General features: G+C 64.8%; 19 protein-coding genes and 1 tRNA gene. 3 read left to right on the top strand and 17 right to left on the bottom strand.

What is annotated here, in order from left to right; all coding sequences use genetic code 11:
* Window positions 1-15: 15 nt before the first annotated feature.
* From C8J36_RS02165 to C8J36_RS02155, 3 genes are all read right to left on the bottom strand, one after another.
* The gene (locus C8J36_RS02165) at window positions 16-2841 is read right to left on the bottom strand and encodes an EAL domain-containing protein (protein ID WP_132532118.1); all 2826 of its coding nucleotides are present in this window, start codon (window positions 2839-2841) and stop codon (window positions 16-18) included.
* A 210-nt stretch (window positions 2842-3051) separates the two neighbouring features.
* Window positions 3052-4401, bottom strand: a complete 1350-nt coding sequence (locus C8J36_RS02160; protein ID WP_132532115.1) for a sigma-54 dependent transcriptional regulator — start codon at window positions 4399-4401, stop codon at window positions 3052-3054.
* Window positions 4398-6248 (bottom strand): ATP-binding protein, encoded by a 1851-nt coding sequence (locus C8J36_RS02155; RefSeq protein WP_132532112.1) that lies wholly within the window; start codon window positions 6246-6248, stop codon window positions 4398-4400. The genes C8J36_RS02160 and C8J36_RS02155 overlap by 4 nt, the downstream gene beginning before the upstream one ends.
* Window positions 6249-6459: 211 nt before the next feature.
* On the opposite strand from C8J36_RS02155, the gene C8J36_RS02150 reads away from it, so the two are divergent.
* Window positions 6460-7791: a dicarboxylate/amino acid:cation symporter gene (locus tag C8J36_RS02150; protein WP_165914924.1), complete on the top strand. Its 1332-nt coding sequence runs from the start codon at window positions 6460-6462 to the stop codon at window positions 7789-7791.
* Window positions 7792-8036: 245 nt separating this feature from the next.
* Here the strand turns inward: C8J36_RS02150 and C8J36_RS02145 are convergent, their stop codons facing one another.
* From C8J36_RS02145 to C8J36_RS02115, 7 genes are all read right to left on the bottom strand, one after another.
* Entirely contained in the window at window positions 8037-8183 is a 147-nt protein-coding gene (locus tag C8J36_RS02145; RefSeq protein ID WP_082476848.1) for a DUF1127 domain-containing protein, read from the bottom strand.
* Window positions 8184-8508: 325 nt separating this feature from the next.
* A complete protein-coding gene (locus C8J36_RS02140; RefSeq protein ID WP_062592338.1) occupies window positions 8509-9066 on the bottom strand; it encodes a fasciclin domain-containing protein in 558 nt (185 codons plus the stop codon).
* A 161-nt stretch (window positions 9067-9227) separates the two neighbouring features.
* Entirely contained in the window at window positions 9228-9953 is a 726-nt protein-coding gene (locus tag C8J36_RS02135; protein WP_132532109.1) for an anti-sigma factor, read from the bottom strand.
* Entirely contained in the window at window positions 9950-10492 is a 543-nt protein-coding gene (locus tag C8J36_RS02130) for a sigma-70 family RNA polymerase sigma factor (protein WP_132532106.1), read from the bottom strand. Before C8J36_RS02130 ends, C8J36_RS02135 begins: the two co-directional genes overlap by 4 nt.
* Window positions 10493-10642: 150 nt before the next feature.
* Window positions 10643-11251, bottom strand: a complete 609-nt coding sequence (locus tag C8J36_RS02125) for a DedA family protein (protein WP_062592335.1) — start codon at window positions 11249-11251, stop codon at window positions 10643-10645.
* A gap of 67 nt (window positions 11252-11318) precedes the next feature.
* The gene (locus C8J36_RS02120) at window positions 11319-12077 is read right to left on the bottom strand and encodes a sulfite exporter TauE/SafE family protein (RefSeq protein WP_132532103.1); all 759 of its coding nucleotides are present in this window, start codon (window positions 12075-12077) and stop codon (window positions 11319-11321) included.
* A 157-nt stretch (window positions 12078-12234) separates the two neighbouring features.
* Entirely contained in the window at window positions 12235-13761 is a 1527-nt protein-coding gene (locus C8J36_RS02115; RefSeq protein ID WP_132532100.1) for an aldehyde dehydrogenase (NADP(+)), read from the bottom strand.
* Window positions 13762-14026: 265 nt separating this feature from the next.
* Here C8J36_RS02115 and C8J36_RS02110 point away from each other — a divergent pair, with 265 nt between their 5' ends.
* Window positions 14027-17401, top strand: a complete 3375-nt coding sequence (locus C8J36_RS02110; RefSeq protein WP_132532097.1) for a DNA methyltransferase — start codon at window positions 14027-14029, stop codon at window positions 17399-17401.
* 49 nt (window positions 17402-17450) lie between these two features.
* Here C8J36_RS02110 and C8J36_RS02105 read toward each other — a convergent pair whose 3' ends face one another.
* Window positions 17451-18821: an FAD/NAD(P)-binding protein gene (locus C8J36_RS02105; RefSeq protein ID WP_132532094.1), complete on the bottom strand. Its 1371-nt coding sequence runs from the start codon at window positions 18819-18821 to the stop codon at window positions 17451-17453.
* A gap of 281 nt (window positions 18822-19102) precedes the next feature.
* A tRNA-Ile gene (locus C8J36_RS02100) sits at window positions 19103-19178 on the bottom strand.
* A 163-nt stretch (window positions 19179-19341) separates the two neighbouring features.
* Between C8J36_RS02100 and C8J36_RS02095 the strand changes: the two genes are divergently transcribed.
* Window positions 19342-20091, top strand: coding sequence for an SIMPL domain-containing protein (locus C8J36_RS02095; RefSeq protein ID WP_132532991.1), 750 nt, complete (start codon window positions 19342-19344; stop codon window positions 20089-20091).
* Between the two features lie 246 nt (window positions 20092-20337).
* Here the strand turns inward: C8J36_RS02095 and C8J36_RS02090 are convergent, their stop codons facing one another.
* From C8J36_RS02090 to C8J36_RS02070, 5 genes are all read right to left on the bottom strand, one after another.
* Window positions 20338-20718 carry a hypothetical protein gene (locus C8J36_RS02090; protein WP_062592323.1) on the bottom strand — a complete coding sequence of 127 codons (381 nt, stop codon included), beginning with the start codon at window positions 20716-20718 and terminating at the stop codon, window positions 20338-20340.
* A gap of 208 nt (window positions 20719-20926) precedes the next feature.
* A complete protein-coding gene (locus tag C8J36_RS02085) occupies window positions 20927-21331 on the bottom strand; it encodes a nuclear transport factor 2 family protein (RefSeq protein ID WP_132532989.1) in 405 nt (134 codons plus the stop codon).
* Window positions 21332-21449: 118 nt separating this feature from the next.
* Entirely contained in the window at window positions 21450-21872 is a 423-nt protein-coding gene (locus C8J36_RS02080) for a secondary thiamine-phosphate synthase enzyme YjbQ (protein WP_132532091.1), read from the bottom strand.
* Between the two features lie 79 nt (window positions 21873-21951).
* A complete protein-coding gene (locus tag C8J36_RS02075) occupies window positions 21952-22305 on the bottom strand; it encodes a DUF1428 family protein (protein WP_062592319.1) in 354 nt (117 codons plus the stop codon).
* A 105-nt stretch (window positions 22306-22410) separates the two neighbouring features.
* Window positions 22411-23649, bottom strand: a complete 1239-nt coding sequence (locus C8J36_RS02070; RefSeq protein WP_132532088.1) for a DUF930 domain-containing protein — start codon at window positions 23647-23649, stop codon at window positions 22411-22413.
* Between the last annotated feature and the right edge of the window lie 68 nt (window positions 23650-23717).

Genomic DNA, 23717 nt, shown 5'->3' with positions numbered 1-23717 from the left:
TGAGACCGGGCTTTTTTATGCGTTTCTCATGCCGGTTTCCGGACGGGGGCGGTTTCCGGCGGTGAGTGCCGGACGATCGAGCGACAGATCGGCGAGCTCCGAGATCGGGCATGGACGGCCGAAGAGGAAACCCTGCACTTCATCGCAGCCTTCGGCAACCAGCACGTCGAGCTGGTCCTCGGTCTCGGCACCCTCGGCGAGAATCGTGACATCGAGGCTGTTGCCGAGCGCCACGATGGCGCGGATGAACGCGCGCGATTGGCGGCCGTCGAAATCCTGGACGAAGCTCCGGTCGAGCTTGATCTTGTCGAAGGGGAACGCCCGCAGCGTTTCAAGCGAGGAATATCCGGTGCCGAAATCGTCGATCGCGATCGTCACGCCCATCGCGCGGATCTGGCGGAGGATGTGCAGCGCCCTGCCCTTGTCGCCGATGATGGCGCTTTCGGTGACCTCCAGCTCCAGGCGCGACGGCGAGAGACCCGTGCGCAGGAGTACGGAACGGACCTTGTCCACCAGCGCGACATCGCCCAATTGCAAGGGAGAAAGATTGACCGCGATCTTGTGACCGAGATTCCATTGGGCAGCCTCCCGACAGCCCTCCTCCAGAACCCAGTCGCCGATGGCGGAGATCAGTCCGCATTCCTCGGCAATGGGGATGAACGTCGCCGGCGAGATCAGCCCCCGTCGGGGATGCCGCCAGCGCAGAAGCACCTCGTAGCCGGTCGTCTTGCGGGTGCGCGCGCATTTTTGAACCTGATAGACGAGAAAGAACTGTTTCTCGTCGAGCGCCACGTTGAGGTCGCGCCCGATGGCACGACGCTCGCGCGCCGCTTCGTCCATCGCCGCCTCGTAGAAGCTGATGCGCTGGTCGGGCTGTGCCTTGGATCGATACATCGCCATGTCGGCATTGTTCAAAAGCTTCTCGCGATCCGGCGCATCCAGCGGATAGATCGAGACGCCGATGCTGGCACCGGGCAGGATCTCGGTCGTGTCGATGACGATGCGCTCGTTCAGCGCCCGGAATAGCCGCCCGATGAAATCCTCGAGGTCCTTGTCCTCGAGGAAGCGCTTGAAGGCGACGAATTCGTCGCCGCCGAAGCGACCCACGGCCTCGTTCTCACCGACCAGCCGCTGCATCCGTCCGGCAAGCTCATAGAGAACCTTGTCGCCCATCGCATGGCCGTAACGGTCGTTGATCTCCTTGAACTCGTCGAGGTCGATGCAGATCGCGGCAACCTTCTCCAGCCCGCTGACGCTGTCGATCGCGGCGTCCAGCCGTTCGGCGAACTGGTGGCGGTTCGCAAGGCCCGTCAGGGCATCATGCCGCGCAAGATGCCGGATCTTTGCTTCGGCATGCACGCGATCCGTAATGTCTTCCAGCGTCATCACGAAAGAGCCGTCGCCCGTCGGGCGATGCACGGTGCGGATGTTCCGGCCGTTGGCCACCTCCCGCGCCGTCTCGCCACCGCCGGGAGCCATGAACAGCGCGCGATGGAGCGCATAGAGCCCATCCGCATTCGTCGATCCGGTCTGATCGGTCTTGAAGCGCTCGTAGCAGAGCGAATGGAAGCTCCGCCCGACGATATTGAGCGAGGGCGGAAACGCGATGATCTCCCGGAACAGCTCGTTATGGAGAATGAGCTTCTCGTTCGCGTCGAACAGCGCGATCCCATGGCCCATCGTGTTGAGCGCGATCGAGAGGTTGTTGGTGACATCCAGCAGGCGCGCCGCACTGTCGGTTGCCTCCGTGCAGTCCCGCGTGATCTTGGCAAAGCCGATATGGAGCTTGTGCTCGTCGTAGATCGGATCGATGACGACGGAGGCCCAGAACCTGGTTCCATCCTTGCGGTAGCGCCATCCGTTCGTCTCGAACTTGCCCGTGAGGAGTGCCGTTTCGAGCGCCTGTTCCGGCGCCCGCGCGCGACGATCCTCCTCCGAGTAGAAGAGCGCAAAATTCCGGCCCACGATCTCGCGATCGACATAGCCCTTCAGACGCTGTGCCCCGACGTTCCAGTTTGTGACGAAGCCGGCGGGATCGAGCAGATAGATGGCGTAGTCGCTGACCCCCTGGACGAGATGACGAAACCGCGCATTCGTGGCGAGGGTCGCCGTTTCGGTGCGGCTCGCAAACAGCGCGGCCGCGAGCACGGAGAACAACAGCGACGTCGCGGTCGCGACGATGACGATCACCATGAGGGCCGGCGACAGCAGGTTCGACGGCAAGGGCGGGTCCGCGACCGGCGTCATGGTCACGCCGCCCATCGAGGTGAAATGCATGGAGACGATGCCGAGCGCCAGAAAGCTCGCCGCAGAGGCCAGCCGCCTTGCGCCCCAACGCCCGTGCCGGACGGCTGCAAATCCCGCAACGGAGAAGAGCACGGCAAAAAGGATGGCGCTCCAGACGAGATGGACGTCCCAGAGGATCTCGCCCGGGAACTCGATGGCCGTCATGCCGACGAAATGCATGGTGGAGACGCCGAGACCGAAGAGGAGCCCGGCCATGACATAGGCCGAACGGCCCGCAAGCAAGGTCGCGACGGCGACGGCGAGAAACGTGGTGACGATCGAGATGGCGAGCGACGCCAGCGTGCGCGACGGGTCGTAACCGAGCACCTGCGCAGCCTCATAGGCAAGCATCGCGACGAAATGCGTCGCCCAGATACCGAAGCCGCCTGAAATGCCGGCGGCAGCGAGCCAGATCCACCGGGCAAAACCGTCCGCGCGATGCGCCCGCTTCAGCAGCATCATGGCCGAAGCGCAGGAGACAAGGCAGAGAAGAGCCGCCAGAACGACCAGACGCACATCATGCTCGAGTGACATGCAGGAGAGAACACGGAGCATGGATGCCTCATGGCGACCGCCTCGTGGCGAAGCGCGCGACGGTCGGGAGATCGGATTGGCAGGCACCCTGTCGGCTGACTGCGCGGGGAAAGATGTGAGGCCATCGGCGAGAGGCCCCGGTACGGGCTCCGCCGATGACGAACCCTACGCTATCCACCAAACCTTCAAACAGGTTTAAGACGTCCCAAATTTAGGGTCGAAATCTCACCTTTATCGCGTCGCGAAATCACTTCGTACGATGCCGTACCGTTGCAGCTTGTCGTAGAAGGTCTTGCGGGGAATGCCGAGCGCCTCGATCGTGCGCTGCACATCCCCTTGGGCCTCGCGCAGCGCCGCGCGGATGAAGTCCGCCTCGATGCGGTCCATTCGCTGCGGCAGCGTGCCGGTTCCCGCATCGGCCACATCGAGGCTGCCCCTGGACGGACCGTCCGGCGAGAATCCCAAAACCGTTCGCTCCGCGAAATGGCCGAGTTCGCGCACGTTGCCCGGCCAGTCGTGCTCGGCCAGATATCGGCGCACGGCGTCGGTCATGGCGGGAACGTCCCGCTTGAACCGCGCTGCGGCACGGGCTGCAAAGGTCGAGAACAAGAGTGGAATATCGTCGCGGCGCTCGCGCAGCGGCGGGATCGAGAGGGTGACGACATTCAGTCGGTAATAGAGATCCTCGCGAAAATCGCCGCGCGCCCGCGGATCGCCAAGGTCGACCTTCGTCGCCGCCACCACACGTAGATCGACCGGGCGCACCTCGTTGGTGCCCAGCGGCGTCACCTCGCGCATTTCCAGCACGCGCAGCATCTGCACTTGCGTCGCCGGCGCCATGCTCTCGATTTCATCGAGAAAGAGCGTGCCGCCGCTCGAATGCTCGATCCGCCCGACGCGCTTCTTCTGCGCGCCGGTGAAGGCGCCGGGTTCGTGGCCGAAGAGTTCGCTCTCGATCACCTGTTCCGGAAGCGCCCCGCAATTCAGCGCAACGAAGTGCCCTTTCGCCCGCCGGCTCCAGCGATGCAAAAGCGTCGCCACGACCTCCTTGCCGCTGCCCGTCTCGCCGGTCATCAGCACGTCCACATCCGTGTCGGCGATCTGGCGGATGGTTTCACGCAGCCGCTCCATCGCCGGTGTCTGGCCGATCAGCAGGCCGCCGTCCTGGGCCTCGTCCGCGGCCTCCCGCAGCGCGCGGTTCTCCAGCACCAGCCGCCGCTTCTCCCCGGCATTCAAAACCCCCTGCACCAATCGGTCCGTCGGATATGGCTTGGGCAGGAAATCATAGGCGCCATCCCGGATCGCCTTGATCGCCATGGGAATATCGCCATGGCCAGTCATCAGGATCACGGGAATATCCGGGTCGATGCGGCGGACACGGTCGAACAGCTCCAGCCCGTCGATCTGCGGCATGCGGATATCCGTGACGACGACGCCCGCAAAGCGCCGATCGAGCCCCAGGAGCGCCTCGCGCGCGGAGGACACCGCCTGGACGGTGAAGCCTCCGAGTTCCAGCGTCTGCCGCGTTGCCTTCAGGAGGTCCGGATCGTCATCGACAAGGAGAACGTTGACATCGCTCATACCGTCGCCCTTTTCAGGTGAATGGTGAAATGCGCGCCGGCATCCGAACTCTCGACCGCGATGCGCCCGCCATAATCCGCCAGAATGTCGCGCGAGATGACGAGCCCGAGTCCGAGCCCCTGCTCCTTGGACGTGTTGAACGGCGTGAACAGAGCGCTCATGATCTCCGGAGAAATCCCCGGCCCGTTGTCGCGAACGTGCAGCTCGACATCGTCGCCCTCCGTGTCGACTGCGATATCCACCCGGGCATCGGACCGGCCGGACAGGGCCTCCAGCGCATTCTGCAGGAGGTTGATCAGCACCTGCTCCAGCCGCACGCGATCGCCGAGAACGAGAAGGGCGTCCTCCGGAAAGTCGATCTGCAGCGCATCGAGCCGCCCGCCAAACCGGCTCTTCAGCAGCATTACGGCGCTTTCCAGCATCGCACGGACCGAGACCGGCCCGGCCGGGGCACGGCCCTTGCGCGAAAACGTCTTCAGCTCGTCGGTGATGCTGCCGATACGATCCGTCAGCGCGGCGATGCTTTCGAGATTCTCGTCGACTGGCCCCGGCTGTGCCCGCGTCAGGAAAACACGGGCATTGTCGGCATAGGCGCGGATGGTGGCGAGCGGCTGGTTGATCTCATGCGCGACGCCCGCGGCCACCTGCCCGAGAATGGCAAGCCGGTTGGCATGGACAAGCTCCTGTTGCACGCCCTGAAGCGTCGTCTCCGTCGCCCGGTGTCCGGCAATCTCGTCCTCCAGCCGGTCACGGGCCGACGTCAGCGCCTCGGTGCGCTCCCGCACGCGGCGCTCGAGCTCTTCGCGCGCGGCCAGTTCCCGCGCCAGCCGACCGATCGCCTGCTGCCGGCGGGCGGTGAGGATGGCTGCGAGCGCTGCAAGCGGCACCACGATGGCAAGGCCGAGCAGGCGCTTGCTCTGGACGGCGGCGGCAACCGCGGCATCCGTCTCGACAAGATAATCGAGCCGCCAATCCGTCGATGGCACGGCGACGGCCAGGCGCAGAAAATCCCGCTGGCGCTCCCCCGGCATGACGGCGCTGACCCGCTCGACGCCAGCCGACACCGGTTCGAGAACCGTCATCGGCACCGGCGTCAGGGGCGCATCGCCGAACTGGAGGCTGGTGCGGATGGCGGCGAGGCGATCGGACGCGATCGGCGTCATCGCCATGAACCGCCAGGACGGAATGCTGGTGATCAAGACGACGCCGTTCAGGTCCGTGACGAAGGTGGGTCGTCCCGCGCTGCGCCAGTCGGTCTCGATCTGGTCGAACTCCATCTTCGCAACGACCACGCCGAGCGGCCCGGATGCGCCTTCGATCCGCCGGGATATATAGAGACCCGGGCGCTTGCTGACCGAACCGAGGGCGAAATGCTCCGCCGTGCCCGCCGCCATCGCCCTGCTGAAGTATTCGCGGAACGTATAGTCGTTGCCGACGAAGCTCGTCGGTTCCTTCCAGTTGCTCGACGCGATGGCGATCCCGTCGCGCCCGATTACGTAGATCACGGCGGCATCGGTATCCGCGACGATCTCCTCCAGCTTTCGATCGAGACTGATGCTTCGCTGCGGATCGGGTCGCTCCAGCGTATCGGCCAGCTGGCGATCGCGGGCGAGCAGCATGGGCAAGGCGCGCGGACGCTCGAGGACCGCCCGCAAATGCGCAACTTTGAGGCTCGTATCGGTCCGGGCCTGGGCCTCCAGCGTCCGCAGCGCATCTTCCCGCCCGAAATACGACCCTGCCACCATCGCCGCGACAAGGCCCGCAAGCACCAAGGCCCCGAGAACGATCCAGGGGAGGAGGCGTTTCCGCGAGCGGGAGACGGACGGTTTCGGTAGCGGATCGTGCATGTCCCATTGTGCATAAATCCGGACACATCGCAAACCGCACCGTGCGGATATCCGCATTCGCCAAGCTCGAGAAAGAACGGTTGTAAAATTTAGCTGAATGAAAACAACCGCCAGACCTGCGAGACAAAACTGGCACGCTCTTTGCAATCTTAGTTTCGAGAAGGAACAGTCCCGGGAGAGCCTGTCGGCGGGGGACGCAAGGAGGAACGATATGCACGCGATACCTGAACCCATGGAACAGAGCGCAAAGCTGCCCTTTTACCGGCATCTCTATTTCCAGGTCCTCACCGCGATCATCGCGGGCATCCTGCTGGGCCACTTCTACCCGCAGCTCGGAACCCAGCTGAAGCCGCTCGGCGATGCCTTCATCAAGCTCGTCAAGATGATCATCGCACCGGTCATCTTCCTCACCGTCACCACCGGCATTGCCGGCATGTCGGACCTGAAGAAGGTCGGCCGCGTCGCAGGCAAGGCGATGCTGTACTTCCTGACCTTCTCGACGCTGGCGCTGGCCGTCGGCCTCGTCGTCGCTAACGTCGTCCAGCCGGGTGCCGGCATGCACATCAGCGCCGCTTCGCTCGACGCCACGGCGGTCGAGACCTATACGGCGAAGGCGCATGAGGCGAGCATCATCGGCTTCCTCATGAACATCATCCCGCAGACGATCGTCGGCGCCTTTGCCGATGGCGACATCCTGCAGGTCCTGTTCTTCTCGGTGCTGTTCGGCATCGCGCTCGGCATGGTCGGCGACAAGGGCCGTCCCGTCACGGACTTCCTGAATGCCGTGACCGCCCCCATGTTCCGCCTCGTGGCGATCCTCATGAAGGCCGCCCCCATCGGTGCTTTCGGCGCCATGGCCTTCACCATCGGTAAGTACGGCATCGGCTCGATCGCCAACCTCGCCTTCCTGATCGGCACCTTCTATCTCACGGCCGCGATCTTCGTCTTCGTCGTCCTCGGCGCCGTCGCCCGCTACAACGGTTTCTCCATCGTGGCGCTCATCCGCTACCTCAAGGAAGAGCTGCTGCTCGTCCTCGGGACATCGTCGTCGGAAGCAGCGCTTCCCGGCCTGATGGCAAAGATGGAACGGGCCGGCTGCAAGCGCTCCGTCGTCGGCCTCGTCATCCCCACGGGCTACTCGTTCAACCTCGACGGCACGAACATCTACATGACCCTTGCCGCCCTGTTCATCGCCCAGGCGACGGATACGCCGCTCACCTACGGTGATCAGATCCTGCTTCTGCTCGTGGCCATGCTGTCGTCGAAGGGTGCCGCCGGCATCACCGGCGCGGGCTTCATCACGCTTGCCGCCACGCTCTCGGTCGTCCCCTCGGTACCGGTCGCCGGCATGGCGCTGATCCTCGGCATCGACCGCTTCATGTCCGAGTGCCGTGCCCTCACCAACTTCATCGGCAACGCGGTCGCGACCGTGGTTGTCGCCCGGTGGGAAAACGAACTGGACAAGGACCAGCTCGCCGCAGCGCTGGCCGGCAACGCACCGCCGCTGCTCGAGCCGGCTCCGGTCCTCCACGCGGCCGAGTAACCTTCGTCCGGCGCCAGAGCTTCTGAGCGTCTGGTCCCGCACTCCCCCGACATCGCTGCGGGGTGCCTCCCAAGGCCAGAACCCCCGCCGCAAGCGGGGGTTTTGGTTTGAGCGATCAGCAGACGGAAAATACGCGGACCACGTCCGCCCTCGCCTCATCCGCAAACGCGAAACGCCCGCGACGAGGCGCGGGCGTTTGGGTGGAGCCGTCCGGCAGAGGCCGGCGGCAGGCATTCGATGGTCGATCAGAGAGCGGCAGCCGAACGGGCAACCGTGCGGATTTCGCTGCGGGAGATGCCGAGATCGTTCAGTTCGCGGGTCGACATGCGGCCGAGTTCGTTGACGGTCTGACGATACTTGCGCCAGGTAGTGAAAGAGCGAGCGACGTTCATGATGTTCCCTTTCCAAGGTGTTGAAGGGGGCCTCGAAACACCGTCTGGATGTTTCCGAAGTGTTGCGCCCCGTTCGTGTTCGATGTCCCGTTTATACGCCCGCACACCGCAGCCAACCAGCGCGAAGCCCTCAGGCCACCCATGCATCCGCCGCACGGCTCGCCCACATTCAATCGGTTCGCCCTTCCGTGAACACATGGAAAGAGCCAGGCCGACAAGCGGACCGATAGGGGGGTGAACGGGGGGCATGTCACCGCGAGAGGACATGAAAAAGCCGGCCGCCCCTTTCGGGACGACCGGCTTGCCGTCATGTCTCTGCTAAGACTTACATCTTCGGCAGGAGAACCTTGTCGATGACGTGAATGACGCCGTTCGACTGCTTGACGTCGGCGATGGTCACATGAGCGACGCCGCCGGTTTCGTCGGTGAGCGTGATCTTGCCGCCCATCTCCTTGGCCTTCAGCACGCAGCCGCCGACGGTCTTCACGTCATGCTCGCCGCCGTCGTCCTTGATCATCTTTGCGATCGCGGTCGACATCGCGTCGGCAGCAACGACGTGGCAGGTCAGGACCTTGGTCAGCTGGGCCTTGTTCTCAGGCTTCAGAAGGGTTTCGACGGTGCCCTTCGGCAGCGCCTCGAACGCTTCGTTGGTCGGAGCGAAGACCGTGAACGGGCCCTTGCCCTGCAGGGTCTCGACCAGGCCGGCTGCCTTGACGGCGGCAACCAGCGTCGTGTGATCCTTGGAGTTCACGGCATTTTCGACGATGTTCTTGTCTTCGAACATGGCGGCGCCGCCGACCTTCGGATTGGCGGCATAGGCGGAAACGGCGGTGGCGGAAACGAGTGTCGCAAGGGCGATGGTACGGAGTGCGGACGTCAACATGGGTGGTTCCTCTTCCTGTTCGGTTCTCGGCCCGGCGCGATCGCGCTTTTTGGGGCATCACGTCTCGGGTGACACAACAGAGACGAGGCCGGCGCGGAAACAGTTTCGGCCGGATCGAGATCCGGCCGAAAAAAATTGACGAATTGTTCAGACATGCGACGTCAGGGGTGATGGGCCTCACCGGCCGCGATCACGGGACCGGTCGGCAGGCCGGTCGGCGACCCGCCGGGCGGCTCGACGCTGACGGCAAGCGTGATGCCTTCGCTCAGGTTCGCGCGGTGCGCCGGAGCAATGTCGATCACGCCCCGACCATCCTGCGGCAGAACGCCGAGAGCAACGGGTGCAGCATCGCCACCCGGAACCAGCCACAGTTCCAGCGAGCGCGGCGCGTCCGCATCGGCGGCCACGGGCGTGATGGCCAGACGACCGCTCGCAGCGTCATAGGAGGCGAGCAGTGCGAGCGGCGATCCCTCGCCCTTCATCGCAGCCACGAGAGGTGCCGGAGCCGGCGACGGCTTGGCGCCGAACAGGCCCTGCTGCATGGCCGCGAGAACGACGACCGCGGCCATCGAGGCGAAGGCGACGCCCCGCCAGACCGCCACCGAATGCCACCAGCCCCCGCGTCGTGCACCGGCAGAGGCAGACGATCCGAAAAGGCGCGCCTCGATCTTCGGATAGACGGAACGCGGCGGAGCTTCCTCCGTCGGCAGCTCCAGAGGGCTCAGGCGATCTTCCCATTGCGCGACGAGCAGCGCGAAAGCGGGTTCGCGCTCGATCCGCGCCTCCAGCCGCTTCCGGTCGGCGAAGGACAGCACGCCCACGGCATACTCGGCGGCAAGCACCTCGTCGCGGGAGCGGTCTCTGTCGCTGTCATCGATCTCGGTCATCGCTCCAGGCACTCTTTCAGTTTGAGCAGGCTGCGGCGCAGCCAGGTTCGCATCGTGTTCAGCGGCACATTATAGCGTTCCGCCAGTTCCTGGTAACTCAATCCCTCGACATAGGCGTTCCGGACGGCGTCGGCCCGTTCCGGCGGAAGTTCGCCCATGCAGCGGTCGATCCGCCGCCCCTCGCCAAGGCCGATCGAGACGGCCTCCGGATCGGGACTGCTATCGGCAATCTCAAGCCCTTCTTCGCCGATCGTGTCGGCAGAAGGCCGTCGCGCCCGGATCATGTCGATCGCCTGGTTGCGGGCGATGGCGGCGAGCCAGCCGTTTGGGTTCACGCCCGTCGCCGCATACCGGTCCGCCCGCTGCCAGATCTTGACGAAGACATCCTGAAGGGCGTCCTCGGCATCTGTACGATCCTTGAGGATACGCAGGCAGATAGCAAAGAGTTTCGGGGAGACTGCGGAATAGAGGGATGCCAGCGCTGCACGGTCGCCCATGGCGACCTTCGCGATCAGTCCGGCGATATCAAGACTTGGCACGAAGCCGCCTTTCTCACGGGAAGAAACCACCGAAAAGGTCGGTGGCTTCGAAGGTAGAGCAGATCGTCCGCTGCTCATCGACAGTGCCGCGGAAGATACCGCGCTTTTCAAGCCTGTCCAGTCACAGGGCTCGGCCTTGGCAACGCGACATCAGGCATCGCCCCGCTGCGGTTTGAAGGTCGCGACGCGATAGCCGTAGAAAAGCACGATCAGCACCATGACCGTGGTGGAGACGGGATCGACATAGGCCGACACGACGTCATAAGCCTGCCCCAGGAGATAACCGGCCATGGCCAGACCGGAGGTCCAGGCGACCGTCCCGATCAGCGAGAAGATCGTGAACGTGGACAGCGGCATCCGGGCGATGCCCGCGGGCACCGAGATCAGCGTCCGAACCGTCGGAATAAGCCGTCCGACCAGAATGGCGGTCGCGCCTTTTTCGCGGAACCGCCGGCTTGCGGCATCCACATCCGCCTCGGTCAAGGTCAGCCAGCGCCCATGTCGCGCCGCCAGCCGTTTCATCCGCGCTTCGCCGAGCTTCCGTCCGGCATAGTACCACGGCATGACTCCCAGCAGCGAGCCGATGCTGCCGGCGACGATGACGGTGACGATCGACATATCGCCTTGCGATGCACGATAGCCGGCCAGCGGCATGATGAGTTCCGAGGGGATCGGCGGAAAGATGTGTTCGAGGAACATCAGAAGCGCGATACCCCAGGGTCCGAACATCTGCATCAGGCTTTCAACGATATCTTCCATGGGTCCTCGGAGCGCGTCTGTCTTGGCGAGCCCAATGTTATGTTGCTGCAGCGCGAAAGGAAGGGGCTTACGGCAACAGCGTCATCACGTAATCGACAATAAGCTTGATCGACAGTAGCAGCAATGTGAACTGCACGATCTTGAAGAACAGGCCATCGGGGATCACCAGCGTCAGGCGCCGTCCGGCCACCGTGCCGATGATCGCAGCCGGCGCCAGCCAGAGGACCAGCGATGTATCGTAGTTGGAGAACTGCTGGAGCTGCCAGTAAGGCAGGATCTTTACGGCGTTCACGATGGCAAAGAGAATGGTGGACGTGCCCGCAAAGGTCATCTTCTCGAGGCGCTGCGGCAGCACGTACATCTGATAGGGCGGCGCGCCGGAATGGGAGACGAAGCTCGTCAATCCGGTGAGCGTGCCCCAGAAGAGCCCGCGCGGCACATCGGCCTCGCGCGCGACCGTCCGGTAGCGTGCGCCGAACCAGATATTGAGGCAGAAGAGCACGCCCACGAGCCCCACCAGCGCGCCGATCACCACGGACGAGAGATGGGCGCTGAAGAGCCAGCCGAGAAACACGCCGAAGATGGCGGCAGGCGTGAGGATCGCAAGGTTCCGGCGCGAAAAGTCCTCGCGATAGAGATAGAGCCCGACCATGTCGCTTGCGACGTAGATCGGCAGCAGCAGCGCTGCCGCCGTCACCGGCGAGATGACGAGTGCCAGGAGCGGCACCGAAATGGTGCCGACCATCGGCAGCCCGCCCTTGGACAGCCCGACCAGAAAAGCGGCGGCGACGGCAAGGGCGATCACCAACGGCGTATGTTCGATCATGAGATTGCCGGCACGGACGCCGCCTCGACGCAAGAGTATGCCGAAGTCGAGACGGGTCTGCAGGCGACGGCGTGTCCGCCGATCTGTTCAGGATCGGCGGCGCGTCGTCAAGTCCTTCGATCACGCGCCGGTCAAAGTGCGTTGGTGACGTCGGAACTTACCGAGCCAGCGCTTTCGGCAGAAGGGCATGCGGCATGTCCTGATAGCTGACCGGGCGCAGGAAGCGATAGATCGCGAGCGTCCCGACCGAGGTGGTGCGCCCATCTGACGTTGCCGGATAGGGACCGCCGTGAACCATCGCCGGCGAGACCTCGACGCCGGTGCCGAACCCGTTGACGAGCAGGCGTCCGGCCAGAAGTTCGAGCTTCGGCAGCAGCGTACGCGCAGCCTCATGATCGGCCGCGTCGATGTGAAGCGCCGCCGTCAGCTGGCCCTCCATGGCATCGATGACGCTTTCGAGCTCTGCGGCATCGGCGCAGCGGATGACGAGACCGGCGGCACCGAAAACCTCGTCCTGCAACTCGTGATGGGCGAGGAAGGATTTGGCGCTCGTCTCGAACAAGGCTGCCCGACCCTGCGTCGCCGTCCCTTCCAGACCTTCGGCCAAGGTCTTCACCTCGGCATGGCCCGACAGGCGTGCGACGCCGGAAAGATAGGCCTTGCAGATCCCGCTCGTCAGCATGGTCTGCGCGGGAATGGCGCTCAACGCTTCGCCGGCGGCCGCGATGAAGGCATCGAGGCCGGGACCGTCGATCGCGAGGATCAGGCCCGGATTGGTGCAGAACTGGCCCGCACCGAGCGTCAGCGATCCGGCGAAGGCCTTGCCGATGGCGGCACCGCGGTTGGCAAGCGCGTGCTGGAACAGGATGACGGGATTGATCGAGCTCATCTCGGCATAGACCGGGATCGGCACCGGGCGTTCCGCCGCGATCTTCATCAGTGCGGTGCCGCCGGCGCGCGAGCCGGTGAAGCCGACCGCACGAATGCGGTGATCGGCGACGAGCGCCTGGCCGATCGCCCTGTCCTCGTCAAACAGCAGGGAGAAGGTCCCGGCCGGCAGTCCGCAATCGGCAACCGCCTTCTGCACCGCGCGGCCGACCAGTTCCGAGGTTCCCGGATGGGCGGAATGCGCCTTGACGATCACCGGGCAGCCGGCCGCGAGGGCCGATGCGGTATCCCCGCCGGCAACGGAGAAGGCGAGCGGAAAATTGGAGGCGCCGAACACCGCAACCGGGCCGATGGCGATGTTGCGCAGGCGCAGGTCCGGCTTCGGCGCAGGCTTGCGCTCCGGATCGGCTGCATCGAAGCGCAGGCTCTGGAAATCCCCCGCACGGACTTCGGCGGCAAACAGGCGCAACTGGCCGACGGTGCGGCCCCGCTCCCCTTCGAGCCGTCCGCGCGGCAGGCCGGATTCGGCCTTCGCCCGCTCGATCAGGCTGTCGCCGATGTCGAGGATGTTCTGGGCGATGGTTTCGAGGAAGGCGGCACGGGCTTCCAGTTCCGTTTCGCGATAGATCGCGAAGGCGTCCCAGGCGAGCGAAGCCGCTTCCTCGACGTCGGCCGCCGTCGCCCCGGCAAACACCGTGGGCAGCGCCGCGCCCGTCGCCGCGTCATAGCCGGTGATCGCACCGCCCTGCCCGCGGCGCGCCGTTGCACCGATCAGAAGTTCGCCTGTGAGGGTCATGCTCGTCTCCTTCGTCCTGTCATGAGGCGGCATTGGCGCCGCCAGTCGTCCGGCGCAGGTCGCACCAACGCGTGTCGGGGTCTGTATAGGGCGCGGCGGCAGCGATTTAAACCGCAGGCGCCAGATATCCGCACGACGGCACGGTAATTCGGCTCTCACGACAGACCGGACGATACACGCAAAAAGAGCGTTAAGTTGAAATGTAATTTTTACTTGCATCCTCGCCGGAAGTTTCGGAGAACTGTCGCTTCGAAGAGGGCCAAGCGTGCAGTCTGTGGTCGAAACGTTCATTCGTCGGTGGCAGGGGCAGGAAGGTGGGCAGGAGCGCGCCAACTACGCCCTGTTTCTCACCGAACTCTGCGATCTGCTCGGCCTGCCCCACGCCCAGCCGGCGGCGGCCAGCACGGAAGCCAACGACTATGTGTTCGAGCGCGTCGTGCGGGAGCCCAACCGCGATGGCGCCCCGACGCGCCGCCGGATCGACCTCTACAAGCGGGACTGCTTCGTGCTCGAAGCCAAGCAGAGCCGGATCTTCGGCGACAAGAGCCTGCGCGGCGCGGCGGGATCGGCGGAGAACATGCTGCCCTTTCCCGGCATGGAACCGCAGACGCGGGGCCGGCGCGGGGCCGGGCGTGCCTGGGACGTGCTGATGCGCAATGCGCGCGCCCAGGCCGAGGATTACGTGCGCCTGCTGCCGCCCGATCACGAGCCGCCGCCGTTCCTGCTTGTCTGCGATGTCGGCCACTGCATCGAGATCTATGCCAATTTCCGCCGGGATGGAAAAGCCTACGACATTTTTCCCGACCGCCGGACCTATCGCATCTACCTCGAAGATCTGCGCGACGAGGCCGTTCGCAAGCGTCTCGTCTCCATCTGGTCCGACCCGCTGTCGCTCGATCCCGCCCGCCACGCCGCCAAGGTAACCCGCGAAATCGCGACCCGCATCGCCAAGGTGTCGCAAGCGCTGGAGAAGGCAGGGCATCCGACCGAGGACGTGGCGATGTTCCTGATGCGCGTGCTCTTCACCATGTTTGCCGAAGACGTGGATCTCCTGCCCCGCAACAGCTTCAAGCGTCTCCTGAAGGATTGCGCCGACCGACCGGAGATTTTTCCCGGCATGATGGAGGAGCTTTGGCGCGCAATGGACGAAGGCGGCTTCTCCGCCACCATCCGCCACCCGGTGCGCCGCTTCAACGGCGAATTCTTTCGCAACCGCCGGGCCCTGCCGCTGCGGCGCGAGGAGATCGGCGAACTGGCGGCGGCAGCCGATCACGACTGGAAGGACGTCGAGCCCGCGATTTTCGGCACCTTCCTGGAGCAGGCGCTGAACCCCGGGGAACGGCGGCGCCTTGGCGCGCATTACACGCCGCGGGCCTATGTGGAGCGGCTGGTGATCGCCACGGTGATCGAACCGCTGCGTCTCGAATGGGCCGGTATCCGCGCGACGGCGGATCGACAGAAGAGCGAAGGCCGCGAGCGGCAGGCGATCGCCAGTGTCCAGGCCTTTCACGACCGTCTCTGCAATCTGCGCATTCTCGACCCCGCCTGTGGCACCGCCAACTTTCTCTATGTCTCGCTCGAACTGATGAAGACGCTCGAAAGCGATGTGCTGGAAGCCTTGACCGATCTCGGCGGACAGGAAGCGCTGCACGGGCTGGAGAGCCACACGGTCGATCCGCATCAGTTCCTGGGCCTGGAGGTCAATCCCCGCGCCGCGGCCATCGCCGAACTCGTCCTGTGGATCGGCCATCTCCAGCTGCATTTCCGCAACAATGGCGGCATCCCCTCCGAGCCGATCCTCAAGGCGTTCCACAACATCCGCTGCATGGATGCGGTGCTCGTCTCGCCCGAGGACCCGCGCCGACCGGACTGGCCGGAGGCCGACTATATCGTCGGCAATCCGCCGTTCATCGGCGGCAAGGACCTGCGGGCACGTCTTGGCCAGCCCTATGCGCAGGCGCTCTGGGCCGCGCATCCGCATATGAACGAGAGTGCCGATTTCGTCATGTACTGGTGGGATCGCTCGGCAGAACTCCTGACCCGCAAAGGCTCGAGCCTGAAACGCTTCGGCTTCGTCACCACCAACTCCATCAGCCAGGTTTTCCAGCGGCGCGTGATGGAACGCTATCTCGGCGCCAAGTCTCCCCTTTCGCTGGTCATGGCCATTCCCGACCACCCCTGGACGAAGGTCACGCGCGACAGCGCCGCAGTGCGCATCGCCATGACGGTGGCGGAAGCGGGGAAGCTCGAAGGCCAGCTGATGCAGGTGGTATCGGAAGACGGCGTGGCCACGGACACGCCGGTGATCCTGTTTCGCGAGACATCCGGCCGGATCAATGCAGATCTGACCACCGGCGTCGATGTCACCGCAGCGGAAGGGCTCAAGGGAAACACCGGGATCTGCTCTCCCGGCGTCAAACTTCACGGGTCCGGCTTCATCGTCACCCGGAAGGAGGCAGAGCATCTCGGCCGCGGCAGACATCCGGGCCTTGAAAAGCATATCCGAAACTATCGCAACGGCCGCGATCTCACGAACCGGCCGCGGGATGTCATGGCCATCGATCTGTTCGGGTGCACACAGGACGCGGTGCGAAGGCTCTATCCGGAGGTCTACCAGCACCTGTTGCTGACCGTGAAGCCGGAGCGCGATCGCAACAACAGGGCGACCTATCGCGACAACTGGTGGATCTTCGGCGAACCCCGTCGCGAGCTTCGCCCCGCGCTCGCAGGCCTCTCCCGCTTTGTCGCCACGGTCGAGACGGCGAAACATCGCGTCTTCCAGTTCCTCGATGCGGACGTTCTTCCCGACAACATGCTGGTCGTCATCGCAACAGCCGACCCAGCCGATCTTGGCATCCTCTCGTCGCGCTGGCACACGATCTGGGCATCGGCACAGGGCGGCACGCTGGAAGACAGGCCGCGCTACTCCAAATCCCGCTGCTTCGACCCCTTCCCATTCCCCGTGCTGTCGAACACAGACCGGCAGGCGATCGGCCTGCTCGGTGAAGCGCTCGACGCCCACCGCAAGCGCGTGCTCGCCGACCACCCGCATCTCACGCTGACAGGCCTCTACAACGTGCTCGACCTCATCGTTTCCGGCACGCATCCCGACAGGCTGGAGCGCAGGGATCGCCGTGTTTTCGAGGACGGTCTCCTTCTGATACTCAAGGAGCTGCACGACGAGCTGGATACGGCGGTAGCCGCCGCCTATGGCTGGCCGGCGGACTTGGCGCACACAGACATATTGGCCCATCTTTTAGCCCTGAACAAAGAGCGCACGCGTGAGGAGAAGCGCGGCATCGTTCGGTGGGTCCGCCCGGACTACCAGATCGAACGCTTCGGCTCCGAAACCGAGAAAGCCCGGCAGATCGAGGCCGATCTCGGTCCGGCCCTTGGCATCGCGGCGAGAGGAAGCCTTCCCCCGTTCCCCAGCCGCAACGACGCCGCTCAGACCGCCCTCGTCATCGACGCTCTCATTGCGGCCGGCGGCGCCGTAGATGCCGCAGGCATTGCGGGACGTTTTCGCCAGGGTCAGCGGGTCCGTCCCGCGGTCGCGAGCGTGCTGGCCTCGCTCTACCGGATGGGGCTGGTCTCCACCGCGGACATGGGCCGCACCTTCGCCTTCCGCCGCGCCGCCTGACGCCTGAAGCATGACGCCTCTCAGGGCACGGAACGACGTGATCGTGACGTCAGGCGACGGAAACCGCGCGCTCGGCGATGATGGCGTGTGCGACCGTCTGCGCCTGCACCCGGATGTCCGGCACCGCCGTGATCTCCCAGAATTGCCCCGCCGTCAGCGCACCCACGGCATAGAGGCCCGGCAGCGCGTTGCCATCGGCGCCGATGGCGCGTGACAGGCCGTCGACACGCAAACCGAGACCCAGACCGTCGGGAACGATGATCCCCTGGTCCGCCATATGCATCAGCAAGGGCGAATGCCCGATGCCCGCGCGCTCCATGCCGGTACAGTTGATCACCCAATCGACCGGGAGGGACACGACATTCCGCCCGCCGCGCGGCCGATAGGCAAGACAGGGACGGCCGTCCCGAAAGCCGATCTCGTTCAGAAATCCGGCATGAACCTTCACGCTGCCGTCCCGCAGCAAGGCATCGAACTGCTCGAACACGGCCGGCGCGACACGGTGGCGGTGGATGTTCCACCAGGCCAGCGCATGCCGCAGGAAGCGGGCGCGCTCGGGTGGGGACAGGCGCTGCCACAGCGCCTGCGTTCGCGGCCGCAGGCCGTCCATCACCGTGCGCCACTCCGCACCCTGACGAACCTGTCTCCGCAGCGCCTTCAGAATGCCGCTCACCGTCAGCGGATCTTCGGGAAGATCGGGCAGCACGGCTGCCCCATGATGGCGGGCATGGGCATGCGGAACAAGGCCGCGCCGCGAGAGAACGTGAATGACGCCCCGATGGCCGCGGGCGCGCAGCGTCAGCACCTGGTCGATCATCGTCAGCCCCGAACCGAGGATGGAGACCGTCTCCTCGGGCTTGACCTTCGACAGCCATTTCAACCGCCAGGGATTGCGCACGAGCCGCCGCCGGGCAGGCTCGGCAATCCGCGCGTCGCGAAGCGGCAGATCCGCCGTGCCGACACCGAGACACAGGGCCACCGCCCGCGCCTGCAGGCTCTCACCCTCGGCAAGCTGAAACAGCAGCCCGTCATCCGCCAGGCGAACGCATCCCGTCGCCTTCGCCCGGATGAAATCGAGCTTCGCCCGCGATGGCCGGTCCCTGAGCAGCGAGGCCAATGTGTCCCGAAGATACAGCCCGTAATCCCCGCGCGACGCGAACTCGTCACGCGAGATGCCTCTCCCCTGCCGCTCGAGCCATTGAAGGAAGTGATCGGGCTCATCGGGAAAAACGCTCATGCGGCCGGCCGGCACGTTCAGCCGGTGCAGATGAAACTCGGTCCGATAAGCGGTGCCCCGGCCAAAAGCCGGATCGTCGCCGACGATCGCGATACTGGCCGACGCGGGCAGCGACCGCAACAGGTGAACGCTAACCGCGATGGCCGAAAACCCCGAACCGACAACCGCCACATCATACACCAAAACCTGTCCTCCCTAAGCTTCGCCGCAAATCGCCGCACCCGAGCCAGCCCGAAGCGTCAACGATCGCGCCAGCCCCAAGGTAGAGACAGGCAGACGTTTGTCGAGTGATTTGATAGACGATAGGGCGGGATGATTCTCGTCGAGGGGCAGAACGGCAGCGACGCGCACGCGACAGTTCGCGGCGGTTGCCACGGGATATCCGGTCAAGAAAGGAACTGGCTAACCCCTTGGACAATCGCCATGGCGAACGGCGATATAAGTCACTGAAAGTAAAATTGAGGTGGTAGGCCCGGAGGGACTCGAACCCCCAACCAAGCGGTTATGAGCCGCCGGCTCTAACCATTGAGCTACAGGCCCTGACGGCGGTGCCGTTTTTGGGAGGTCAATGGTGGCCTCCGCGGGATGGCTTTAGCGGAATTTCGGGTTTGTCACAAGGCGCCGCCGTATTCCCTTCACAATCGATCCGCAACAAGGTTGCAGGGACGAAATAGATGAAGAGAAAGAACCCGATATGACGTCAATGCTCCGCCTGCGCCGCACCCTCCTGGGTGGTTTCGTGCCCGCTCTCGCTCTTTCCGTCCTGGCCGCGACGGCCCTGCCCGCTTCGGCCCAGACACCCCCGCCGCAGCGCGAAGCCGTGATCGAAGTCAGTGGCGAGGGGCGCGCCAGCGTCGCGCCGGATATGGCGATCGTCTCCTTCAGCGTGGTCACCGATGCGAAAACGGCGCGCGAAGCGCTCGATGCCAACTCCAAGTCGATGACCGATGTTCTGGCTGCGCTGCGCACCAGCGGCATCGCGGATCGCGATCTGCAGACCTCCGGTTTTGCGGTCAATCCGCAATATCGCTATCCCGAGAACAACAATGGCAACGAGCCCCCGACTCTCATCGGCTATCAGGTCGCCAACACCTTGACCGTGCGGCTGCGTGAGATCGCCAAGCTCGGCGCGATCATCGACCAGGCGGTAACGCTCGGCGTCAACCAGGGCGGCAGCATCCAGTTTACCAACGACAAGCCGGACGCGACCCTCAATGAGGCCCGCAAGTCCGCCGTGGCCGATGCGATCGCGAAGGCAAAGACCCTGGCGGACGCCGCCGGCGTCAAGCTGGGCCGGGTGATCGAGATCAACGAGAATGCCGGGCGCCCCGAACCCGTGCCCATGATGGCCCGCGCCATGGCCAAGGATCTGGCCGAAGCGGCCGTCCCGATCGCGAACGGGGAAAACAACTACAACGTCACCGTCAACCTGACCTTCGCGATCGATCCCTGAAACACACCGAAGAGCGGCGGGCCGGCTGCGGCGCGTCGCTCTGTCGTCCGCGTAGGGTGATCGACCGCGTCGTTCGCAACATTGCTGCAAGCAAAGAGCATGGTCGCCGATACCCGCTGGCTATCTCCAGACCTGCGCAGCGGACGCCGGCAACGACACCCCTCTCATTGGCAAAGCCTGCTCGATCGCTTTGACCGGGCAGGCTTTGCTGTTTCGAGCCTCGCTTATGGGCGGCGAAGGCGGCTGTTAGCGGCCGAGACGCGGGCAGCCTCGCATGTTTGCAAAGGCGATCGTGCGGAACCCGCCGCGGAAGCGGCCTTCGACCACGACCCGGCGCGGTGTGACGGCAACGACGCGGGCGCGGCGCAGGCCATAGGCACCGGCCTTGTCGGCTGCCAGCCACGGCGCGCAATGGCCACGACGCTCACGGCCCCAATCGCGGCGATCGTGCCGGCGATCCTGGCGGTCGCGCCGCCAGTCGCGTTCATCGCGATACTGCACATCGACGACGGAGCCGGACGAGAGGCCGAGGCGGATCTCGTTGGCGGAGGCCGCGCCGGCGAAGGCGGAAAGGCTGGACACGCCGATCATTGCGGCAACGGCAAGTCGGGTCATCATGGTTTTCATGGTGCGTTTCCTCGATCTTCAAAAACGCGTCCCCCGTCTCCGCGAGGCGCGCGTCAGTTGCGCCGTTGTCCGGCGAATGCATCCTTTCTAGCGCGGGGAAGCTGAATGTACGTGAAACCGTACATTCAGGAACCGTTCATCTCGAAAGAGCGCGTGAAGACGGTCGCAGCATGGCAAACGATGCCTGTCGGCCAGGGTGGCCGGCGCTTCAGCGCAGCAATTGCTGCTCGAAAATGCGGATGTTGCGATAATGCGTGAGACGCGTCACGCTGGGCCCGTCGAACTCGAAAACGAAGACGCTCGGGACCGAATAGGATTGGCCCGTCGCCGTCGGAAAGCCGGCCATGCTTTCCCGGTAGGTTCCCCGGGCCGTGACGTCGACGGCAACGCGCTGGCCCAGCTGGTCGCGCATCGGCACCATATCCGAAAAGGTTTCGTCGAAGTGGCGGAAATAGCTCATGATCGCCAGGCGCAGCGGATGCGAGCCGATGGCGCGCAGTCCGGTGAGCGTGTCGAGCGCCGCATCCTCATCCAGAAACCCGGCGATGGTCTCGAAATCGCGATGGTTCAGCGCCTCCATGAAGCGCTCGGCAATGGTCTGAACGTCCGTCATCATCATTCCCCCTCATCGGCTCGGCGCGTATCAAAGCAAAGGCTCAAGAGAAGAGATGCGATCTGAAATGCCGATGTCAAGCGATGGCCTGGCTTGAACCTTCGCTGCGGTGTCGATCCTAGCGACCGAGGTGCAGGACGACCTCGCGCCGATGCGGACGCTGGCGATGTTCGAACAAATAGAGGCCTTGCCACGTGCCGAGCACGAGGCGGCCGCTCGCAATCGGGACGCCGATCGACACCGCGGTCAGCGCCGCCTTGATGTGCGCCGGCATGTCGTCCGGGCCTTCGTCGGTATGGACGACCCAGTGCATCGAGGGATCGTCGGACGGCGGCACCAGACGGGCAAAAAACATGTCGAGATCCCGCCGGACATCCGGATCGGCATTCTCCTGAATGAGCAGCGAGCACGAGGTGTGCCGGACGAACACGGTCAACAAACCCTCCTCGATCCCCGATTGGCGCACGAAGGCGCGGACCTCGTCGGTAAACTCGTAGAGCCCGGAACCCCGGGTGGACAGGGTCAGCATGGTTTGCGGCATGAGATCTCCCGAGATCGCTTTAGCGGCGGGACCATACGGCGATGGCCCCTTCGGTGGAAGCCTGTTTGCCGACGGCAATCTAGGCCCGGACCAGCATATCGAAACCCCCATAGATCAGTCTCTGCCCATCGAAGGGCATGGTCTCCGGATCGATCTTCAGCCGAGGGTCGGCCATGACCTTCGGCACGATCAGATCGCGGTCGGCCTTCGAGGCATAGACGATCCAGGCAAAGACCACCACCTCGTCGGCCGTCGCCTGCACGGCGCGCGGGAACGAGGTGAGCTGCCCGTAAGGCAGGTCGTCGCCGATGCATTCCACATAGTCGAGCGCGCCATGCGCCTTCCAGATCGCGCCGGCCTGCCGCGCGAGATCGGCATAGGCATCCAGCCGGTCCCGACGGACAGCGACGATGAAGCCATCCACATACATCATAATCCCCCTTCCACGCGCAGAGCGCGCATTCCTTCTGGCGAAGGAAAGCGATGGCTGACGAGTTGTTCCCCGGGGAATGGCCGGACGGCCTGAAAACGTGGGTTATCAATCGGCAGCAAGCCCACGGGCTGCCCAGTCGCTGCGAGGGATCGTGTCGCCGATGGCAAAACGGAAGGAGGTGATCGCATCGAATGCGGCATTGACGGTGCAGTCGAAGGTGATTTCGCGCCAGACCCCGCGGGACCGGACCGCGCCACCCCGCGCGCTCAGATGCGGCCCGGCGATAAGCCCGCCATTCCTGCCGAAGCCCTTCAGAAGGTCCGGCCGGAACGAAGCGCTCGAATGGCGCGCCTGCTCGAGTGCCTCGATGCCGCATATCTGGACGATCCGCTTCTCGGGCGACAGTCTGCCCAAGGCCCCGCGCACGCGCGGATCCGCGAGAATATTCCTGGCATACAGCGTCTTCGCCGCCTTCGGCGCGGGCTCGGGATCGGGCTTCGTCGCCGGTACCGCAGGCTTGGCCGGAACGAACGCCGCCTGCTCGTCCGGCGTCATCGGTGCTTCGGCGCGGCTGTCGGTCGTCGGGCCGACGTCGGCTTTCTCCGCGGACGAAAGCGGTGGCGGCGGTGCTGTTTCAGGAGGCGGGCTGGAGGATGGAGGAGACGCAAGGGTAGCGGCCTCGCTCTCCTCTCCTTCCGTCGAGGGTGTTTTTCCGGCGAGCACCTCCGGCATGGCTGGCGGTGTCTCGGCGGGTTGTGGCGGTGTCGGGGCCGATGTCGGCGCATCCGGCCGTGTTTCCGAAACGGGCGCTTCCGCAGAGGAAGAAGGCTCGGCATCCGGTTTGTCCGCGGCATCCGCAGAGCTTGCAGGCACATCCTCCGCCGGCTCTTGCGTCGGAACATCCTCTTTCATGGCCTTGTCATCCGGCGCCGGCAGATCGACAGCCTCCGGCGGTGAGTCGGTCTCCTCTGCTGCCGACGCCTCGAAAGGCTGCGAGGGCGCAGCGGCCGATGAGGGCTCAGCCGGGGTCGACGGCGAAGCAGGTGCCGGTGGTGGTGGTGGCGGCTTCGACGGTGCGGATTGAGGCTTGGGCGCCTCGGGCTGCGGCTCGGGCGCTTTCTCCGTCGTCGTCTCAGGCTTTTCGACGGGCTCCGGCGTCTTCTCCGGTTCCGGAACGATCTCCACGGTGACGCTCTGCTCCACCGGTTCCTCGGCCGCACGATCCGGCAGCCGCAGCACGAACGGCGCAATGATCGCGGCATGCAACGCAAGCGAGGCAAGGATCGCGAGGATCGGTCTCTTGGAGCGGCGCTGGGAGGGTTCTGATGTCACGGAGATGGACATAAAGCATGTCGCGCAAAAGTGTGCAGCGCTTTTGCAACAAGGATATGCCCAAAACAAGACGCTGAAGC

The sequence above is a fragment of the Rhizobium sp. PP-F2F-G48 genome, from assembly GCF_004342335.1.
Lineage (GTDB): Bacteria > Pseudomonadota > Alphaproteobacteria > Rhizobiales > Rhizobiaceae > Ferranicluibacter.
The sequence above is the reverse complement of the archived record's forward strand: the minus strand, read 5'-3'. Positions and strand labels throughout refer to the sequence as shown.

Bases quoted from the DNA above. Each gene is read 5' to 3' on its own strand.
- C8J36_RS02135 (WP_132532109.1), bottom strand. From the start codon at position 9,953: ATGACCGAGATCGATGACAGCGACAGAGACCGCTCCCGCGACGAGGTG.
- C8J36_RS02085 (WP_132532989.1), bottom strand. From the start codon at position 21,331: ATGACGGACGTTCAGACCATTGCCGAGCGCTTCATGGAGGCGCTGAAC.
- C8J36_RS02070 (WP_132532088.1), bottom strand. From the start codon at position 23,649: ATGTCCATCTCCGTGACATCAGAACCCTCCCAGCGCCGCTCCAAGAGA.
- C8J36_RS02120 (WP_132532103.1), bottom strand. From the start codon at position 12,077: ATGATCGAACATACGCCGTTGGTGATCGCCCTTGCCGTCGCCGCCGCT.
- C8J36_RS02090 (WP_062592323.1), bottom strand. From the start codon at position 20,718: ATGAAAACCATGATGACCCGACTTGCCGTTGCCGCAATGATCGGCGTG.
- C8J36_RS02095 (WP_132532991.1), top strand. From the start codon at position 19,342: ATGCTCCGCCTGCGCCGCACCCTCCTGGGTGGTTTCGTGCCCGCTCTC.
- C8J36_RS02150 (WP_165914924.1), top strand. From the start codon at position 6,460: ATGCACGCGATACCTGAACCCATGGAACAGAGCGCAAAGCTGCCCTTT.
- C8J36_RS02155 (WP_132532112.1), bottom strand. From the start codon at position 6,248: ATGCACGATCCGCTACCGAAACCGTCCGTCTCCCGCTCGCGGAAACGC.
- C8J36_RS02160 (WP_132532115.1), bottom strand. From the start codon at position 4,401: ATGAGCGATGTCAACGTTCTCCTTGTCGATGACGATCCGGACCTCCTG.
- C8J36_RS02080 (WP_132532091.1), bottom strand. From the start codon at position 21,872: ATGCCGCAAACCATGCTGACCCTGTCCACCCGGGGTTCCGGGCTCTAC.
- C8J36_RS02140 (WP_062592338.1), bottom strand. From the start codon at position 9,066: ATGTTGACGTCCGCACTCCGTACCATCGCCCTTGCGACACTCGTTTCC.
- C8J36_RS02145 (WP_082476848.1), bottom strand. From the start codon at position 8,183: ATGAACGTCGCTCGCTCTTTCACTACCTGGCGCAAGTATCGTCAGACC.
- C8J36_RS02125 (WP_062592335.1), bottom strand. From the start codon at position 11,251: ATGGAAGATATCGTTGAAAGCCTGATGCAGATGTTCGGACCCTGGGGT.
- C8J36_RS02075 (WP_062592319.1), bottom strand. From the start codon at position 22,305: ATGATGTATGTGGATGGCTTCATCGTCGCTGTCCGTCGGGACCGGCTG.
- C8J36_RS02115 (WP_132532100.1), bottom strand. From the start codon at position 13,761: ATGACCCTCACAGGCGAACTTCTGATCGGTGCAACGGCGCGCCGCGGG.
- C8J36_RS02165 (WP_132532118.1), bottom strand. From the start codon at position 2,841: ATGCTCCGTGTTCTCTCCTGCATGTCACTCGAGCATGATGTGCGTCTG.